At 73.8% G+C, this 16,659-nt stretch carries 6 protein-coding genes; all 6 read right to left on the bottom strand.

Annotated elements, in window-relative coordinates:
* On the bottom strand, positions 1-4,197 hold a 4,197-nt coding region (locus ABT129_RS18715; RefSeq protein ID WP_351902174.1), incomplete at its 3' end, for a non-ribosomal peptide synthetase.
* Entirely contained in the window at positions 4,194-12,371 is an 8,178-nt protein-coding gene (locus ABT129_RS18710) for a non-ribosomal peptide synthetase (RefSeq protein WP_351902171.1), read from the bottom strand. The genes ABT129_RS18715 and ABT129_RS18710, both read right to left, overlap by 4 nt.
* Before the next feature lie 105 nt (positions 12,372-12,476).
* The gene (locus tag ABT129_RS18705; protein WP_351902168.1) at positions 12,477-13,772 is read right to left on the bottom strand and encodes a glutamate synthase-related protein; all 1,296 of its coding nucleotides are present in this window, start codon (positions 13,770-13,772) and stop codon (positions 12,477-12,479) included.
* Complete coding sequence (locus ABT129_RS18700) at positions 13,769-14,791, bottom strand: asparagine synthetase A (RefSeq protein ID WP_502981806.1); 1,023 nt, start codon at positions 14,789-14,791, stop codon at positions 13,769-13,771. The genes ABT129_RS18705 and ABT129_RS18700 overlap by 4 nt, the downstream gene beginning before the upstream one ends.
* Positions 14,788-16,095, bottom strand: coding sequence for a methylaspartate mutase (locus ABT129_RS18695; protein ID WP_351902162.1), 1,308 nt, complete (start codon positions 16,093-16,095; stop codon positions 14,788-14,790). Before ABT129_RS18695 ends, ABT129_RS18700 begins: the two co-directional genes overlap by 4 nt.
* Positions 16,092-16,604: a cobalamin B12-binding domain-containing protein gene (locus tag ABT129_RS18690; RefSeq protein WP_351902160.1), complete on the bottom strand. Its 513-nt coding sequence runs from the start codon at positions 16,602-16,604 to the stop codon at positions 16,092-16,094. Before ABT129_RS18690 ends, ABT129_RS18695 begins: the two co-directional genes overlap by 4 nt.
* Positions 16,605-16,659: the final 55 nt, after the last annotated feature.

Below are 16,659 nucleotides of genomic sequence, written 5' to 3'. Positions count from 1 at the left end.
GAGCCGGTCGAACGGAAGGTCCTGATGAGCCCACGCGGAAAGATCCGTTTCCCGCACCCGGCCCAACACCTCACGGAAGGTGGGATCACCACCCATATCCGTACGCAGAACCAACGTATTGACGAAGAAGCCCACGAGATCGTCGAGAGCCTGATCCGTCCGCCCCGCGACCGGCGAACCGATCGGGACATCCGTGCCGGCACCACACCGCGCGAGGACGGTCGCCACGGCGGCCTGGGCCACCATGAACGTGGTGGTACCGGTTTCGCGCGCCAGCCCGGTCAGCGCCCGGTGGACCGGGGCCGGGCAGGACACGGTGAGCGTGGCGCCCTCGTAGGAGGCGACGGCGGGCCGGGGCCGGTCCGCCGGCAGGGTCACCTCCTCCGGGAGGTCCGCCAGCGCCTCGCGCCAGTAGTCGAGTTGAGGAAGCTGTTCGGTGGCGAGCAGATCCCGCTGCCACAGGGTGTAGTCGGCGTACTGGACCGGCAGCGGGGTCCAGTCGGGGGCGGCCCCCTCGCCGCGAGCCCGGTACGCGCGGGCGAGGTCGGCGAAGAAGGGGGCGTTCGACCAGCCGTCGGAGGCGATGTGGTGGGCGACGACCACCAGTACGTGTTCCTCGTCCGCCAGGGAGAGCAGGGCCGCTCGCAGGGGAAGTTCGGTGGTGAGGTCGAAGACCTTGGCGCTCTCCTCGGCGAGCAGGGCGGGCAGGTCCCGCTCGGTCGCCGCGACCTCGGGCAGGGGGAGGTCGATCTCGTCGGCGGCCAGGACGTGCTGGTGGGCCTCGCCGTCGGCGGTCCGGAAGACGGTGCGCAGGGACTCGTGGCGCAGGACGACGTCCGTGAGCGCGCGGCGCAGGGCCTCCGTGTCGAGGGCGCCGGTGAGGCGGAGGGCGAGCGGGATGTTGTAGGTCGCCGACGGGCCCTCCATCTGGTCGAGGAACCAGAGGCGCTGCTGGGCGGACGAGAGCGGGATCCGCTCGGGCCGGTCCTGGACCGTGAGCGCGGGGCGGGCGGGCCCGCCGCTGTCTGCCGCGATCAGCTCGGCGAGCTGGGCCACGGTCGGGTGCTGGAAGATGTCGCGGACGGTGATCCGCGCGCCGAGGGCGGCGCGGATCCGGCTGACCAGCCGGGTGGCGAGCAGGGAGTGCCCGCCGAGCCGCAGGAAGTGGTCGTCGACGGTGACGGAGGGGCGGCCGAGGACGTCGGCGAACAGGCCGCACAGCACCTCTTCGACGGGGGTGCGGGGGGCGCGTCCGTCGGTCTCGCCGCTCAGCACGGGGGCCGGCAGGGCACGGCGGTCGAGCTTGCCGTTGCCGGTCAGGGGCAGGGCGTCCAGGGTGACGAAGGCGGACGGCACCATGTACTCGGGGAGGGCGTCGCCGGCGTGGCGGCGCAGGGCGGTGAGGTCGACGTCGCCCGCGCCGACGACGTACGCGACGAGTCGCTTGTCGCCGGGCCGGTCCTCCCGGACGATCACCGCAGCCTGGGCGACGGAGCCGTGGGCGACCAGGGCCGACTCGATCTCGCCCGGCTCGATGCGGAAGCCGCGCAGCTTGACCTGCTGGTCGGCCCGGCCGAGGTACTCGATCTCACCGTCGCGGGACCAGCGGACCAGGTCGCCGGTGCGGTACATCCGTGCGCCCGGCGGCCCGTAGGGGTCGGCGACGAACCGTTCGGCGGTCTGGGCCGGGCGGCCCAGGTATCCGCGGGCCAGTCCGGCTCCCGCGATGTACAGCTCGCCGGGGACTCCGGGCGCGACCAGGCCGAGGTGGTCGTCGAGGACGTGGAGGCGGGTGTTGTCGAGGGGGCGGCCGATGGGGAGGGAGCCGTCGTAGTCGAAGGGCCGGTGGAGGGTGTGGGAGGTGGCGAAGGTGGTCGTCTCGGTCGGCCCGTAGGCGTTGACCACGGTCAGGTTCGGGCAGGTGTCCATGACCCGGCGCACCGCCTCCGGCGGCACCACGTCACCACCCGTCCAGACGGCGCCGAGCCCGGCGAAGGCTCCGGGGTCCTCCTCCGCGACCAGCCGGAACAGACCCACCGTCAGCCACAGACCCGTGATCGACTCGGCTTCGAGGACCGCGGCCAGCGCGGCCGTGTCGAGGACGCCGGGCGGCGCGACCGCCACGGTGCCGCCGGTCAGCCAGGGCACCCACAGCTCGTACGTCGAGGCGTCGAAGGTGTGCGGGGAGTGGAAGAGCAGCCGTGCGTGGTCGTCCCAGGTCCAGCGGTGGTCCAGGGCGAGTTCGGCGACGTTGCGGTGGGTGACGGCGACGCCCTTCGGCACCCCGGTCGAGCCCGAGGTGAACATCACGTAGAGCCACTGGTCGGGGTGCGTGGCGACCTCGGGGGCGGTCGCCGGGTGGGCGTCGAGCTCCGGGTCCCGGTCGAGCCCGTCGACCAGGACGGTCCGGACGCCGGTGGCCTCGGCGAGGATCTCGTGGTCGGCGAGCGCCGGGTCCACGAGCAGGACGGGCGCGGCCGTGTCGGCGAGGATGCGGGTGAGCCGGGAGGCCGGGTCGACGGCGTTGAGCGGGGCGTACACGCCGCCGGCCTTGGTGATGGCGAGGAGGGAGAGCACCAGGTCGGCCGAGCGTTCCATCAGGACGGCGACCACGGTCTCGGGTCCGACTCCGAGCCGGACGAGGTGGTGCGCGAACCGGTTGGAGAGGGCGTCGACCTCGGCATACGTGTAGGCGCGGCCCGCCTGGGTGAGGGCGACCGCGTCCGGGGTGCGCGCGGCCTGCTCGGCGAAGAGGGCTCCGACCGAGGCCTCGGGGACGGCGGTGGGCCGGCCGGTCCAGGTGTCCAGGAGCAGGGCGCGCTCGGTCTCGTCGAGCAGGTCGAGCCCGGAGAGGGGCGTGTCGGGGTGGGCGACGGACTCGGTGAGGAGGCGGCCGAGCCGGGCGAGCAGCGCCTCGACGGTCTCGGGGTCGTACAGGTCGGTGGCGTACTCGGCGGTGATGTCGAGGCCGGCGGGCCGGCCGTCGGGGGTGAGGTGCTCGTCGAAGCCGACGGTGAGGTCGAACTTGGCGGTGCTGGTGGGCGGGTACTCGGTGCGTGTCCGCAGGCCGGGGAAGTCGGCTCCGGAGTCGGTGGCCCCGGCCTGCACCAGGGTCAGCATGACCTGGAAGAGGGGGTGGCGGTCGCCGGTGCGCTCGGGGTTGAGGGCCTCGACGAGCCGGTCGAAGGGCAGGTCCTGGTGCGCCCAGGCGGCGAGGTCGGTGGTCCGGACCCGCTCCAGGAGCTCCCGGAAGGTCGGGTCGCCGCCGACGTCGGTGCGCAGCACCAGCGTGTTCACGAAGAAGCCCACGAGGTCGTCGAGGGCCTCGTCGGTGCGGCCGGCGACCGGGGAGCCGAGGGGCACGTCGGTGCCGGCTCCGGAGGCGGCGAGCACGGTCGCCAGGGCCGCCTGGGCGGCCATGAAGAGGGTGGCACCGCTCTGCCGGGCCAGGTCGACGAGGGCCGCGTGGGTCGCGGGCGGGCAGTGGAGGGTGCGGGTGTCGCCGCGGTAGGAGGCGACGGCGGGGCGGGGCCGGTCCGCCGGCAGGGTGGCCTCGGCCGGGAGTCCCGCGAGGTGCTCGCGCCAGTAGTCGATCTGCCGGGCCATGACGCTGTCCTCGGCGTCGGCATCGCCCAGCAGTTCGTGCTGCCAGAGGGTGTAGTCGGCGTACTGGATCTCCAGCGGCTCCCGCTCGGGGGCGCGGCCGGCGGTGCGGGCCCGGTAGGCGTGGGCGAGGTCGCGGAGCAGGGGGGCGATGGACCAGCCGTCGGAGGCGATGTGGTGCATGACGACGAGCAGGACGTGCTCGTCGTCGGAGTCCACGGGGACCTGGGAGTCCGGGGAGTCCAGGCGGATGAGCCGTGCCTCGACGGGCAGGTCGACGGCCAGGTCGAAGACGTGGGCCGACTCGGTGGCGAGGACCTCCGGGAGGGTCTCCGGGGTGGCCGTGAGGACGGGCAGGTCGAGCCGTACGTCGGCGGCCTCGCGTATCTCCTGGTACGGGGTGCCGTCGCGCTCGGGGTAGACGGTGCGCAGGCTCTCGTGGCGGGCGACGAGGTCGCCGAGGGCCAGGGTCAGCGCCTCGGTGTCGAGGGCGCCGGTGAGGCGGAGGGCCAGCGGGATGTTGTAGGTCGCCGACGGGCCCTCCAGCTGGGCGAGGAACCACAGGCGCTGCTGGGCGTATGACAGGGGGATCACTGGGAGGCTCCCATCCGGCGCATCGGCCGCAGCTTGGGACGCGCGCTCTCGGCGCGGTCGAGTCGTTCGGCCAGGCCGGCCACGTTCGGGTTCTCGAAGAGGGCGGGCACCGGGAGTTCGGCGCCGAGGGCGGTACGGATCCGGCTGACGAGCCGGGTGGCGAGCAGGGAGTGCCCGCCGAGGCGGAAGAAGTCGTCGTCGATGGTGACGGCGGGGACGCCGAGGACGTCCGCGAACAGGCCGCAGAGGACCTCCTCGCGCGGGTTGCGCGGCTGCCGGCCGCCGCCGGCGGTCGTGGCCGGCGGTGCGGGCAGGGCGCGGCGGTCGAGCTTGCCGTTGCCGGTCAGGGGCAGGGCGTCCAGGACCACGAAGGCGGACGGGACCATGTAGTCCGGCAGGAGGTCGGTGGCGTGGGTGCGCAGCCGGTCGGGGTCCGGGGCGGTGCCGTCGGCGCCGACCAGGTAGGCGACGAGCCGCTTGTCGCCGGGCCGGTCCTCTCGGACGATCACCGCCGCCTGGGCGAGGGAGCCGTGGGCGATCAGCGCCGACTCGATCTCCCCGGGCTCGATGCGGAAGCCGCGCAGCTTCACCTGCTGGTCGGCCCGCCCCAGGTACTCGATCTCGCCTTCCCGCGACCAGCGGACCAGGTCGCCGGTGCGGTACATCCGTGCGCCCGGCGGCCCGTAGGGGTCGGCGACGAACCGTTCGGCGGTGAGCGCGGGCCGGTCCAGGTAGCCCTGGGCGAGGCCCGTTCCCGCGATGTACAGCTCGCCCTGGACGCCGGCGGGCAGCAGGCCCAGGTGCTCGTCGAGGACGTAGAGGCGGGTGTTGTCCAGGGGGCGCCCGATGGGCAGGGGACCGTCGTAGTCGAAGGGCCGGTGGAGGGTGTGCGAGGTGGCGAAGGTCGTCGTCTCCGTCGGCCCGTAGCCGTTGACCACCGTCAGGTTCGGGCAGGCGTCCATGACCCGGCGCACCGCCTCCGGCGGCACCACGTCACCACCCGTCCAGACCTCCCCGAGCCCGGCGAAGGCACCGGGGTCCTCCTCCGCGACCAGCCGGAACAGACCCACCGTCAGCCACAGACCCGTGATCGACTCCTCGGCGAGGACGGTCCTGAGCGCGGCCGTGTCGAGCAGACCCGGCGGGGCGACGACCAGGGTGCCGCCCGAGAGGAGCGGCGCCCACAGCTCGTACGTCGTCGCGTCGAAGGCGAGCGGCGAGTGCAGCAGGACCCGGCGGTGGGCGTCGCCCGTGAACCGGGTGTCGGCGGCGAGTTCGGTGACGTTGCGGTGGGTGACGGCGACGCCCTTCGGCACCCCGGTCGAGCCCGAGGTGAACATCACGTACGCGAGCTGCTCGGGGTGGACGTCGACCTCGGGTGCCGTGTCGGGCAGGCCGTCGGAGGGGTCCGACAGGCGCAGGATCCGGGCGCCGGCGGGGAGTGCGAGGTCCGCGAGGTCCCGGTCGGCGAGGAGGTGGGTCCCGCCCGACATCCGCAGGACGAGCTCGATGCGGTCCGCCGGGTAGCGGGTGTCGAGCGGCACGTACACCGCGCCGGCCTTCACCACGGCGAGGATCGCCTCGACGGCCTCCGAGGAGCGGTCGAGGAAGAGGATCACGCGCGAGCCGGGGCGGACGCCCTCGGCGATCAGCCGGTGGGCGAGGCGGTTGGCGCGCCGGTCCAGCTCAGCGTACGTCAGCCGCTGTCCGCCGAAGGTGACGGCGACGGCGTCGGGGGTGCGGGCCGCCTGCGCGGCGAACAGGTGCGGCAGGGAGGCCGCGGGGCGGGACCGCCGGGCGCCGGTCCAGGTGTCGAGGAGCTGCGTCCGTTCGTCGGCGGCCAGGACGTCGAGCTCGCCGATCGGGACGTCGGGGGCGCCGGCCGCCGCTTCGAGGAGGCGGACGAGCCGTGCGGTGACGGCCGAGACGCTGCCCGCCTCGTAGAGGTCGGTGGCGTACTCGACGGTGATGCCGAGGCCGGCCGGGCCGCCGTCGTCCGTCCGGTGCTCGTGGAAGGTGAAGGTGAGGTCGAACTTGGCGATGTCGAGGGTGGTGAACTCCGACCGGGCCCGCAGCCCCGCGAGTTCCGGTACCGGACCGGCCGCGTCGGTGACGGAGAGCATGACCTGGAAGAGGGGGTGCCGGGCGGCGGACCGCTCGGGGTTGAGGGTCTCCACGAGCCGGTCGAAGGGCACGTCCTGGTGCGCCCAGGCGGCCAGGTCGGTGGCCCGGACCCGCTCCAGGAGCTGGCGGAAGGTCGGGTTGCCGCTGACGTCGGTGCGGAGCACGAGGGTGTTGACGAAGAATCCGACCAGGTCGTCGAGGGCTTCGTCGGTGCGGCCGGCGACCGGGGAGCCGAGCGGGATGTCGGCGCCCGCTCCGGAGCGCGAGAGCAGGACGGCGGTGGCCGCCTGGGCGACCATGAAGAGGGTCGTGCCGTTCTCGCGGGCAAGCCGGGTGAGCGCGGTGTGCAGGTCCGCGGGGCACTGGACGGTGAGGGAGGCGCCGCGGTACGAGGCGGTGGCGGGCCGCGTCCGGTCGGCGGGCAGCGTCGCCTCCTCCGGGAGCCGGTCCAGCGCCTCGCGCCAGTGGGCGAGTTGGCGCTCCTCGTCGGCGGCGAGCAGGGCCTCCTGCCACAGGGCGTAGTCGGCGTACTGGACGGGCAGCGGCCGCCAGTCGGGGGCGGTGCCTTCGGCGCGGGCGGTGTAGGCCGCGCCGAGGTCCCGCATGAGGGGGGTGTTCGACCAGCCGTCGGAGGCGATGTGGTGGGTCACGAGGAGCAGGACGTGCTCGTCGTCGGCGAGCCGCACGAGGTCGGCGCGGACGGGCAGTTCGCGGGAGAGGTCGAAGGTCGTGGCGGAGAGGTCGCGGAGCACGGCCGGAAGGGCGTCGTCCGTCGCCGGGATGACCGGCAGGTCGAGGCGGACCTCCGCGGCCGGGACGACCACCTGGTGGGGGGTGCCCCGGTCGGCCGGGAAGACGGTGCGCAGGGCCTCGTGCCGCCCGACGACGTCGGTCAGGGCGAGGCGCAGCGCGTCGGCGTCCAGGGGGCCGCTGAGGCGTACGGCGAGGGGGATGTTGTACGTCGCGGAGGCGCCCTCCAGCTGGTCGAGGAACCAGAGCCTGCGCTGGGCGGCGGAGAGCGGCACCCGGTCGGGTCGCTCGCCGGCCACCAGGGCCGGGCGGCGGTCCCGGCCGTCGGCGGCGGCGAGGTGCTCGGCGAATCCGGCGACGGTGGGGCAGCGGAAGAGGTCCCGTACGGACACCTGCGCCCCGAGGGTGTGCCGGATGCGGCTGACCAGCCGGGTGCCGAGGAGGGAGTGTCCGCCGAGGCGGAAGAAGTCGTCGTCGATGGAGACCGCGGGCACTCCGAGCGCGTCGGCGAAGAGTCCGCAGAGCACCTCCTCGGCGGGGGTGCGGCCCTGTCGGCCGCCGGGTCCGGTGCCGAGCCGGGGGGCGGGCAGGGCGCGGCGGTCCAGCTTGCCGTTGGCGGTCAGCGGCAGGACGTCGAGGGCGACGAGGGCGGAGGGGACCATGTACTCGGCGAGCCGCCGCGCGCAGTGGCGGCGCAGGCTCTCGGTGTCGACGCGGGTGCCGGGGGCGGGGATGACGTAGGCGACGAGTCGCTTGTCGCCGGGCCGGTCCTCGCGGACGATCACCGCGGCCTGGGCGACGGCCTCGTCCTCCAGGAGCACGGTCTCGATCTCGCCGAGCTCGATGCGGAAGCCGCGCAGCTTCACCTGCTGGTCGGCACGCCCCTCGAAGAGGATCTCACCGTGCTCGTTCCAGCGCGCCAGGTCGCCCGTACGGTACATCCGCTCCCCCGCCGGCCCGAACGGATCGGCCACGAACCGTTCGGCGGACAGGGCGGACCGGCCGACGTATCCCCACGCGAGGTGGCTGCCGGCGACGTACAGTTCGCCCACCACTCCGGGCACGACCGGTCGCAGGGCCGCGTCGAGGACGTACATCCGGGTGTTGGCCATGGGCACGCCGAGGTGCAGCCGCTCGACCTCCCGCTCCTCCGGCCCGAACGCCTGGTAGCTGCAGAACACCGTGGACTCGGTCGGTCCGTAGGCGTGGACCACCGACGTCGCCGGGCAGGAGTCGAGGACCCGCCGGAGCGCCGGGGCCGACAGGACGTCGCCACCGGTCCAGATCTCCGCGAGTCCGGCGAGGGACTCGACCGCCTCGGAGGCCATCGCGTCGAAGAGGGCCGTCGTGAAGTACGCGGCCGTCACGCGCTGTTCGGTGATCACCCGGGCCAGCTCCGCGATGTCCACCTTCGCCGTCCGGAGGATCACCGCCGTTCCCCCGCTGAGGAGCGGCACCCACAGCTCGTACGTCGAGGAGTCGAAGGCGAGCGGCGAGTACGCGAGCACCCGACGGTGCCGCTCCCCCGCCCCCCACCACGGATCGAGCGCCAGCTCGACGACGTTCCGGTGCGTGTTGGCCACGCCCTTCGGCGTACCGCTCGACCCCGACGTGAACATCACGTACGCCAACTGGTCCGGATGCACGGGCACATCGAGCGGTCCGACAGTCTCGGCGAGGAGCGCCGGCACGTCGGGGGCGGACAGGATGTCCGCGTCCCGGGCGAACGCCACCTCGTGGACCGGGCGGTCGGTGACGAGGAGGGAGGCGCCGGTGTCGGCGAGGATGAACGCGAGGCGCTCCTCCGGCTGGCGCGGGTCGAGGGGGACGTACGCGCCGCCCGCCTTGAGGACCGCGAGGGCCGCGACCACGAACTCCGGCGACCGGTCGAGGAAGAGGCCGACGGCGGCGCCCGGGAGGACTCCCCGCGCGGCGAGGCGGGCGGCGAAGGCGTCCGAGGCGTGGTCGAGTGCGCGGTAGGCCATCTCGCGTTCCCCGCACACCAGCGCCACGGCGTCCGGCGTCCGTGCGGCCTGGGCGGCGAACAGCTCGTGCAGCGCGCCCCCGGGAAGCCGCACGGCGGTGTCGTTGTAGCCGGCGAGCAGGGCGTGGCGCTGCTCCGGGGAGAGCAGTTCGATGTCGGCGACCTTGACGTCCGGGTCGGCGATCACGGCGTCCAGGACGCGGGCGAGCCGTTCGGCGGCGGCCTCGACGGTGTCGGGGTCGTACAGGTCGGTGGCGTACTCCAGGACGATGTCCAGGCCGTTGGGGTGGCCGATCCGGTCACGGTGCTCGTAGAAGTTGACGGTGAGGTCGAACTTGGCGATGCCCGCGCTCAGCCGCTCGGTCTCGGCGCGCACGCCCGGCAGGCGGGGTGTGGCCTCGGCGGCCTCGGCGAGGGTCAGCATGACCTGGAAGAGGGGGTGGCGGGCGGCGGAGCGCTCGGGGTTGAGGGTCTCGACGAGCCGGTCGAAGGGCAGCTCCTGGTGGGCCCAGGCGGACAGGTCGGTCTCCCGGACGCGGTCGAGGAGCTCCCGGAAGGTCGGGTCGCCCGAGGCGTCGGTGCGCAGCACGAGGGTGTTGACGAAGAAGCCGACCAGGTCCTCCAGGGCCTCGTCGGTCCGGCCGGCGACGAGGGAGCCGAGGGGGATGTCGGTGCCGGCCCCGGAGCGGGACAGCAGGGCGACGGTGGCCGCCTGCGCCACCATGAAGAGGGTCACGCCGTGTTCCCTGGCCAGCGTGGAGAGCGCCTGGTGGGCCTCCGCCGGGCAGTGCACGGTGTGGGTGGCGCCCCGGTAGGAGGCGACGACCGGGCGGGGGCGGCTGGTGGGCAGCGTCACCTCGGCGGGCAGCCGGTCGAGCGCCCGGCGCCAGTGGTCGAGCTGGGCCTCCTCGTGGTCGGCGAGCAGGGTCTGCTGCCACAGGGCGTAGTCGGCGTACTGGACGGGCAGCGGCTCCCAGTCGGGGGCGGTGCCCTCGGTGCGGGCGGTGTAGGCGGCGCCGAGGTCCCGCATGAGGGGGGTGTTCGACCAGCCGTCGGAGGCGATGTGGTGGACGACCAGGACGAGGACGCTCCGGGTGGGGGCGAGTTCGAGGAGCACCGCGTGCAGGGGGAGGTCGGTGGCGAGGTCGAAGAGGTGCGCGGTCTCCTCGGCGAGCCGGGCGGGCAGCTCGTCCTCGGTGACGGGGACGACCGTGAACGGCACGGTCACCTGGTCGGGTTCGGCGATGTGCTGGCGCGGCTCGCCCTCGTGCACCGGGTAGCTGGTGCGGAGCACCTCGTGGCGGGTGATCACGTCGCCGACCGCCTGCCGCAGCGCCTCGTGGTCGACGCTGCCGGTGAGGCGGACGGCGAGGGGGATGTCGTACGTGGCGGAGGGGCCTTCCATCTGGTCGAGGAACCAGAGGCGGCGCTGGGCGGCGGAGAGCGGGAGGTCGTCGTCGGTCCGGCCGGCGACGGTGAGCGCGGGGCGCGCGGGCTGCCCGGCTCCGGAGGCGATCCGCCGGGCGAGCCCGGCGACGGTCGGGTTCTGGAAGAAGTCCCGCAGGGAGAGTTCGGTCGCGAGGGCGGTGCGGATGCGGCCGACCAGGCGGGTGGCGAGGAGGGAGTGTCCGCCGAGGCGGAAGAAGTCGTCGTCGAGGGAGACCGCGGGCACTCCGAGCGCGTCGGCGAAGAGTCCGCAGAGCACCTCCTCGGCGGGGGTGCGGGGGGCGCGGCCCGTGGCGCCGTCGTACGCCGGGGCGGGCAGGGCGCGCCGGTCGAGCTTTCCGTTGGCGGTCAGGGGGAGTTCGGCGAGCTCGACGAGGGCGGAGGGGACGGCGTACTCGGCGAGGCGGGTGCCGGCGAGGGTGTGGAGGGCCTCGGTGTCGACGCGGGTGCCGGGGGCGGGGACGACGTAGGCGACGAGTCGCTTGTCGCCGGGCCGGTCCTCGCGGACGATCACCGCGGCCTGGGCGACGGCCTCGTCCTCCAGGAGCACGGTCTCGATCTCGCCGAGCTCGATGCGGAAGCCGCGCAGCTTCACCTGCTGGTCGGCACGCCCCTCGAAGAGGATCTCGCCGAACTCGTTCCAGCGCGCCAGGTCGCCCGTCCGGTACATCCGCTCCCCCGCCGGCCCGAACGGGTCCGCGACGAACCGTTCGGCGGACAGGGCCGGGCGCCCCACGTATCCCCGGGCCAGGTGGCTGCCGGCGACGTAGAGCTCCCCGACCTCTCCGGGAGCGACGGCCCGCAGGGCCGCGTCGAGGACGTACATCCGGGTGTTGGCCATGGGCACCCCCAGGTGCAGCCGCTCGACCTCCCGCTCCTCCGGCCCGAACGCCTGGTAGCTGCAGAACACCGTGGACTCGGTCGGTCCGTAGGCGTGCACCACCGATGTCCCCGGGCAGGAGTCGAGGACCCGCTGGAGCGCCACCGGCGACAGCACGTCGCCACCGGTCCAGATCTCCGCGAGTCCGGCGAGGGACTCGACCGCCTCGGAGGCCATCGCGTCGAAGAGGGCCGTCGTGAAGTACATCGCGGTGATCCGCTGTTCGACGACGGCGCGGGCCAGTTCCGCGATGTCGATCTTGGGGGTGGGCAGCACGACCGCCGTCCCCCCGCTCAGGAGCGGCACCCACAGCTCGTACGTCGAGGAGTCGAAGGCGAGCGGCGAGTACGCGAGCACCCGATGGTGCCGCTCCCCCGCCCCCCACCACGGATCGAGCGCCAGCTCGACGACGTTGCGGTGCGTGTTGGCCACGCCCTTCGGCGTACCGCTCGACCCCGACGTGAACATCACGTACGCCAACTGGTCCGGATGCACGGGCACATCGAGCGGCGGTACGTCCCCGGCCGCCACCGCCACGTCCTCCGTGAGCCGCAGCACCGGCAGGTCGCCCGCGAAGGCCGTCTCCCGCTCGTCGCGGTCGGTGAGGAGGAGGACGGCTCCGGTGTCGGCGAGGACGAACGCGCGGCGCTCCTCCGGCTGACGCGGGTCGAGGGGGACGTACGCGCCGCCCGCCTTGAGGACCGCGAGGAGCGCGACGACATAGGAGAGGGAACGGTCCTGGAGGAGACCGACGCCGTCGCCGGGCCGTACGCCCAGGCCCCGCAGGCGGTGGGCCAGGGCCGTGGCGGCCGAGTCGAGCGAGCGGTAGGTGAGTTCGCGTTCCCCGCACACCAGCGCCACGGCGTCCGGCGTCCGTGCGGCCTGGGCGGCGAACAGCTCGTGCAGCGCGCCCTCGGGAAGCCGCACGGAGGTGCTGTTGTACGCGTCGATGTCGACGGCGGGAGCCTGGACGGAGTGCTGGTGAGACATCTTCTCGACACCATTCTCGAAGGTTCGGGCGTATACGGGTCTCGCGGCGTGCCGGACGTCCCGTACGGCCACGACTGGGAATCGCGTAGGTGGTGCTGAGGCGGGCTAGGCGGCGCCGGGGGCGGCCGGGGGCCGCTCCCACCGGTCCGGCAGGAGCAGGTCCTCCGGGGCGAGGCCGTTCACGTGGTACTTGCCGACCGCGCTGGTCAGCATCCGCAGTTCGAGGGCGAGGGCCTCGACGAGCCGGGTCAGGCCGGCCTCGCGGTCCTCGTCGACGGCGAGCAGTGCGGCGCGGCCCAGGCCGACGGCGCGGGCGCCGAGCGCGAGGGCCTTGACGGCGCGGGTCCCCTCCCACATGCGTCCGCTGGCGAGGAGGCAGTGGTCGGTGGGTCCGACGCGGCGCAGGCAGTCGGCGAGGGGCAGTCCGACGTGGGTGAGGAAGCCGGTGGGGGCCCAGGCGGTGCCGCCCTCCGCGCCGTCGACGGTGACGGAGTCCGCGCCGGCCGCCCAGGCGGTGGCCGCGGCCTGGGCCACGTCCCGGCCGGGGTGGAGCTTCACCCACACCCTGGCGCGGGGGAAGTTGTTGCGCATGAGGCGGATCTGCTGGCGCAGGATCTCCTCGGTGAAGGTGCCGGGGCTGGCGACCCGGAGCACCCGGTCGCTGCCGGCGCCGAACACCTCGTCGAGGGCGTACTGTTCGGCGATCAGGGACGAGGCCTCGCGGCTGAGCAGGGTGAGCCCGCCGAGGCCGGGCTTGGCTCCCTGGCCGACCTTGAGCTCGAAGGCGAGGCGGCCGGTGGCGAGCAGGGGTTCGGTGACCGGGTCGCTGTAGACGAGGTTCCACACCTCGGCGTCGGCGTCCTCGGTGGACTGCTGGACGACGACGCCGCCGTGTTCGCCGTCGGCGGCCTCGGCGTAGGCGGCGATCCGGCCGAGCAGCGGGGAGGCGCCGGAGTCTCCGGCGCTGCGGTAGCCGTTGACGGGGACGACGTTCTCGCCGATGACGAGGGGGATGCCGAGCGCTCCGGCCTGTCGTCCCGCGGCCTCGCCGAGGTCGTGGCTGGCGACCTGGGTGGACCCGAAGGCCGACACGTACAGCGGCAGGCGGCTGGTGAACCCGCCGATGACGGTGGAGAGTTCGACGTCGCTGTAGAGGGGTTCGCGGGCGAGGTCGATGAGCTTCTTCAGCCGCTCGGGCATGAAGACGGGCGGCACGATCCTGATGCGTTCCAGGACGTCGTCCGGGTCGTGCCCGGCCCGCTCCGGGGACGGGCCGGGGACGGCGCCGAGGAGGCCGCTGCCGTAGCCCGCCTCGGCGGGGAAGACCGCTCCGGCGCCGTGCCGGGCGCGCAGCCGGACCTGCTCCTCGGGGAAGCCGTCGGCGACGAGTGCGGTGCTCACGCCGACACCACCCCGGGGAGCTTCGGGTAGGCGCTGGCCTGCCAGGCGGCCTGCCGTCCGGTGACGTAGCGGGTGAAGCGCTCCAGGCCGATGCCGAAGCCGGAGCTCGCGGGGATGCCCCGGCGGGCCAGGTCCAGGTACCAGCCGTACTTGGCGGGGTTCTCGCCGGTCTCCCGCATGCGGGTGACGAGGGTGGCGTAGTCGTGCTCCCGCTCGCTGCCGCTGGCCAGCTCGCCGTACCCCTCGGGGGCGATGAGGTCGAAGTTCCGCAGGACGCCGGGCTGTTCGGCGTTCTCCTTGTCGTAGAAGCCGCGCGAGCCCTTGGGGTAGTCGGTGATGAAGAAGGGGCGTTCGGCCCGGGCGGAGACGATCTCCTCGGCCTGCCAGTCGATCTCGGCGGCCGGGTCCTGGGGGTGGCCGAGGCCGATCAGCTCGGCGGTGGTCTCCTGGTGGCCGACGCGGCCGAAGGCGCCGTCGAGGATGGCGCGCAGCGCGTCGGCGTCCCGGCCGAGGAGCTCCAGGTCGGCCGGCAGGCCGGTCACGACCTCGGCGACGACATGGCTGACGAGCTGTTCGGCGAGGTCCATCGCGTCCTCGCGGCGGGCGTCGCGGATCTCCACGTCGATCTGGTGGAACTCGGCGAGGTGGCGGTGGGTGACGGCCGTTTCGAGGGGTTCGAGCCGGACGTTGGGGGCGATGTAGAAGATCTTGTCGAAGGCGAGCAGCGAGGCCTGCTTGTAGAGGATCGCGCTCGTCATCATCTTGTACTTGTGGCCGTAGAAGTCGACGTCCACCTGCTTGGAGCCCCGGATGCCCGGGTCGGTGACCGGGCCGATGATGGGCGGAAGCAGCTCCTGGAAGCCGCGGCCGGTCAGGAAGGCGCGGGTCGCGGCGAGCATGTGGCTCTGGACCCGCAGGGTGGCCCGGGTGAGCGGATCGGTCAGATGCGCGTCGGGCGAGGACGGGAACGGCAGGAGCGTCTCGTCCACGGCCTCGGCGATGGTGACGGTCATGGTCATACCTCCTGAAGGAGAGGGGCGTCGACGGGGGTGCCGTCGACGTCCTCGGTGCGGGTGTCGAGGTGGTCGTACCGGCGTTGTACGAAGGTCAGCGCGTCGTGCAGTCCGGACGCGGTGAGCCGGGCGCCGCTGCGTCCGGCGACCCGCCCGATGGGCATGGCCCCGATGTTCGACCAGGTCAGCCGGCCCGCCGCGTCGATGTGGCTGCGGGAGCGGCCGGCGTTGTCCGGGTGCAGGCAGTAGGGGACGTCCAGGTAGCCGCGCTCGAAGGCCTTCAGGAGCGCGCTGCCGAGGTCGCTGTGCAGGTCGAGCACGGCGTCCACGAGGGCGCGGGCCTCGGCGTAGACGGGGTTGCCGGCCGCGTCGTCCGTCTCCTCGGCGCCCGCGGTCGCGGCCGCCCGGCGGGCCGCCTCCGTGGCGATGCGCAGGGCCCGGACGTTCTCGGCGACGGTCGGGATGCGGTGGGCCTCGGCGGCGGTCTTCACGATGAGCCGCTGCCCGCCGGCCCGGACCGCGAGCTCGGCCGAGTCCGCGAGGAGTGCGTGGGCGCCGCGTGTGGTCCTCGGGTACACCCCCATGTAGGTGTAGACGACGACGTGCCAGTCGGTGTCCGGCAGGAGTTCGGCCGCGAGCCGGCGCAGGGCTCGCAGTGCCTGCCGGTCCTGCTCGGGGTTGGTCTGCTGGGCGTAGCTGAGCGAGACGGAGCGCAGGCCCGCGCGGTGGAAGAACACGCCCTCCAGGGCGCTGATCGCCACGAGCAGTCCCGGCGGGCAGAGCTGGCCGAGCATGCAGCCGCCGAAGCTCTCCAGGTGCGGTTCCGCCCCGTCGGCGCGCAGGGCGGCCAGCTGCTCGCAGGTCTCCTGCCAGTTGCGGACGGAGTCCTCCAGCGGGGTGCGGCCGTAGGGCAGGCAGTACGAGACGGGGCCGCCCTCGGTCGCGGTGAGGCCGAGCCGGGCGAGCGCGGCGACGATCCGCTGGGGTCGTGCCGAGCCGTGCCGGACCTGGACGGGGAAGGTCTCGTCCGCGAGGCCGTCCAGGACCCAGTGCGAGGTGCCGGGGCTGTAGGAGGTGATGGGGTAGCCGTTGAGGGGGATGCCGTTGCCGAGGGCGCGGACGGCCGAGGGCTCGTCGCAGACCCGGGTGTAGCTGTCGATGGTGAGGGTGCCGGCGACGGCGTCCGTCGCGGCCTTGGTGGCCGCCAGACCGGCCCGCATCCGGGCGGGCTGGGAGAAGCCCATGCGGGGCTGGACCACGAGGGCGCCCCGGGCGTGGGCCCCGGCGACGAACCGTCCGAAGGACGTCACCCTGCCACCCCTTCGAGCGGGGCGGCGGCCGGGGCCGGGGCGCGGTCGGCGGCGAGTCGGGCGACGAACGCCTCGAAGGCGCCGAGGCCCGCTTCCTGGTCCTGCTCCGGGTCGTCCTGGAACACCGCGTCGAAGCCCGCCTCACGGAGCCGGCGGCCGTGCCCGGCGCGCTGCTCGGCGCCGAGGACGCCCAGCTTGCCGCCGATGACGGCGGGCAGGCCCGCCAGCTCCCACCGCGAGCGGATCGTCTGGATCAGCTGCTCGGCGTCCTGGAATCCGTGGCCGTTGACGGTGCTGACGACGAGCAGGTCGGGCTGGTACTTGCCGCAGGACTCCACGATCTCGTCCTGGGGGACGCACGGGCCCAGGTTGATGACGTGGTGTCCCAGGTCTTCGATCAGCAGTTGAATGAATACGAGATTCCAGGTGTGCGCATCGGACGGCAGTCCGGTGACAACGACGTCCAGCGGCCCGGATCGCTCCCGGGACGCCACTTCCGCAGTCTGCATCATCACTTCGTCCACATCGTGGGATGACAAGTGGGAGAAGGAGGTCCTGGATCGC

The organism is Streptomyces sp. NPDC002057 (genome assembly GCF_040296665.1).
Taxonomy (GTDB): domain Bacteria; phylum Actinomycetota; class Actinomycetes; order Streptomycetales; family Streptomycetaceae; genus Streptomyces.
This window is presented reverse-complemented; position numbering and strand designations above follow the sequence as displayed.

Coding starts and splice junctions, on each gene's coding strand:
- ABT129_RS18710 (WP_351902171.1), bottom strand. CDS start 12,371: ATGTCTCACCAGCACTCCGTCCAGGCTCCCGCCGTCGACATCGACGCG.
- ABT129_RS18700 (WP_502981806.1), bottom strand. CDS start 14,791: ATGACCATGACCGTCACCATCGCCGAGGCCGTGGACGAGACGCTCCTG.
- ABT129_RS18690 (WP_351902160.1), bottom strand. CDS start 16,604: ATGCAGACTGCGGAAGTGGCGTCCCGGGAGCGATCCGGGCCGCTGGAC.